The sequence below is a fragment of the Paraburkholderia sp. Ac-20347 genome (assembly GCF_017104805.1).
GTDB lineage: Bacteria > Pseudomonadota > Gammaproteobacteria > Burkholderiales > Burkholderiaceae > Paraburkholderia > Paraburkholderia tropica.
On the sequence record NZ_JAAGPN010000505.1, the window covers coordinates 1 to 2604 of the forward strand.

Sequence of the window (2604 nt, forward strand, 5' to 3'; positions counted from 1 at the left end):
TACAACTCCGTGCGTCCGCATAGTGCCCTCGGGCAACTGGCGCCGGACCAATTCCGGCAACTGCATCAACCGAAAAGCGGCGAGCCCACTAACTTACGAATGGTGTACTCGGCGGGGTAAGGTCACCGGCAATGGCATTTCACGCTACCAATGCGACCTGAACTCCAATGTGCAAGGCGTCGGGCGCCCCGGCTTAGTCAGTTTTGAAGCGCAACCAAGCGTGTATGGGCGCGCGACATAGCGAATCAGGTCTGAACGGGAGGGCGGAAGGGATGAATCGTTGCCCGACATGAAATTGTGGAAACCCGACAGCCCGCAGAAATTGCGCGAGCTGAGCCTCACCTCGCGCGTGCGATAGCGCCAGTTCGCTGGCAGCTGCGCGAACCAGGCCGCGTCCGCCATGAGGTCCAACCTTGCCGCCTGGAAGCCTGCGTTCCTGCAGGGTCGCGCGCGCCATCGACGCGGCCCGTTCCGCTTCGGCCAGCGTCTCGCCAAACACCGCCAGCGAATAAGTGGTATCCGCCAAGCACGAAGGTGCCGTTCACGAGCCCGTCGAGCGCCTCGTCCATCGCGACAATCTGCGAACTGGCGGCATCCTCGCCCGCGATCAGCCGGCCGCGCTGGCGTTCGAGCACGGTCTTCGCGCTCGCGCGGTCCAGCACGGAAAAGCTCTGCTGTAGATCGTCAACTATCTTGGCCGGCCAAGCTAATTGCCGCCGTCTAGAATGGTCACCCCGCCGTTACAAGCGGACTACGCTGTACGGTGTTTTCTTTCTGGAGAGGCCATCATGAAAGACGTGACACTGGTAGGAATCTATCTGGGCAAACATTCGTTTCATCTTCACGGTCAGGATCGGCACGGCAAAGCCGTGTTCCGCAAGAAGGTGGGGCGCAATCAGCTCCTAGAGTTTTTCGCCAATTTCCACACCTGCACAGTGGTCATGGAAGCGTGCGCCGGAGCGCATCACATGGCTAGCACGCTGGTCAGCTTTGGGCACCAGGCAAGCTGATCTCGCCGCAGTTCGGGATCAGCAAGTCAGTATGACTCCCGTTGGGCAACGCTGGCCGCCGTGCAGATATAGACGCGGGTTAGTCAATATGACTCCGCGTGGGGGCAGAGAGGCTGGCCTGCCGCGAAGGAATCAAACGCGGGTTAGCATGACTGCCAGAGCCGCCGGGTGTGGACAGGGCCACACCCGGCGATTTCCACCACGGAGGCCAGCATGGAAGACGATAGCACCCTGTACGTGGGCCTGGATGCCCACAAGGATTTGATTACGGTCGCCTACGCGCTTGGTGCCGGCGAGGCCGAGTTGCGCGGCAAAATCGAGACGACGAAGGACGATACCGGTCGCCCGTGCAAGCGCCTACACCCCAAGTCGCGGCGCATGGACATTGTTTACGAGGCTGGTCCGTGCGCTTACGGGCTCTGCCCGTAACTCATGAAGAAAGGCTTCGACTGTATGGTGTGCGTACCCTCGTTGATACCCAAAACCCGGCGAGCATGTCAAAACAATCGGCGCGATTGCCATCGAATTATGCGCTCGCGACGCGCCGCGGACCTCTCACTGGTGTACGTGCCCAGCGTGGAGCACGAAGCATTAAGCGACCTAGCTTGCTCATGGGTGCGCGCCAGGGACGATCTGCAGCGTGTGCGACAAGGACTGAAGATTTTTCTCCTCTCACACGGCGTACGCTATAACCGTCGCGTCGACTGGGGGCGGCGCTCCACCCAGACCGAGCGCGTTTTCGTTTGATAGCCCTTGGCAGCAACTTGCCTCTCGCGCTTCGAGCTCCCGCGCCAACTGACGGCCTGGCTGTGGTAACACCCTCCGAGCACTCGTCGGAAGAGAAGCACTGGCTGGGTGCCATTACCAGGGCCGGCAACAGCTATGCACGAATGCTGCTCGTCGCAGCCTCGGTTCTACCAGCACCCAGCCCGAGTAAGCCTCGAGATCCAGCGCCGGCAGCAGGGCACGTCGTAGCCCATTGTCGATCGTGCCCGGGACACGCAAATGCGCTTGTGCCGGCGCTACCGGAGGCTCGTCGCACGCGACAAGCAGAAGAACATCGCCGTGGTTGCGATTGCCCGCAAACTGACGGGGTTCATCTGGGATATCAGCCGGTTCGCGATGTCGCTGGTCGCACCACACAAGGTGCCGGCGGCGTGACACCACATAAGCAAATCCACAATAACGACTGGAAGGCGAGCGTCCTGAAGGCGGTGTAGCCGGCACACGGGTAACCCACGTCGATGCGAGGGATCCGATTTCATCCGACTCGCGCGAGTAGATAACGGCAGGCTCATCGCACCACTGCAATGCAGTACCCAACCTGCGAATATCAGCGTAATTCAACGTTGAGAGTTACTGCTACGCCGCCCTCAGGAAATTCAGATTGCACGCAACTCGAAAGCCAAAAACCGATTTCAATTGACGTACCGAGTCACATTAACGTCGCGGCCTTTGGTAACGAATTGGCCTTCCCCCGCTTTTCCGGACAGGTAAACTAGCCCGTCATGCGTTGCTCGAACTGAACCGGGCTAAGGAAGTTCAGTGTTGAATGTCGGCGATGCGGATTGTAGAAGCGCTCGATGTAATCGAA

1 protein-coding gene and 3 pseudogenes are annotated in these 2604 nt (G+C 59.8%); 2 read left to right on the plus strand and 2 right to left on the minus strand.

Going from position 1 to position 2604, the window contains the following annotated elements:
* Window positions 1–282: 282 nt before the first annotated feature.
* A pseudogene (locus G3N97_RS38070) lies at window positions 283–674 on the minus strand (VirB4 family type IV secretion/conjugal transfer ATPase); the annotation flags it as partial.
* Window positions 675–788: 114 nt separating this feature from the next.
* Here G3N97_RS38070 and G3N97_RS38075 point away from each other — a divergent pair.
* Window positions 789–1024 (plus strand): annotated as a pseudogene (locus tag G3N97_RS38075) (IS110 family transposase); the annotation flags it as partial.
* A gap of 199 nt (window positions 1025–1223) precedes the next feature.
* Window positions 1224–2171, plus strand: a pseudogene (locus tag G3N97_RS38080) (transposase).
* Between the two features lie 337 nt (window positions 2172–2508).
* On the opposite strand, the gene G3N97_RS40265 reads toward G3N97_RS38080, so the two are convergent.
* The coding region (locus tag G3N97_RS40265; protein ID WP_346778152.1) for an IS3 family transposase at window positions 2509–2604 on the minus strand (96 nt) is incomplete at its 5' end.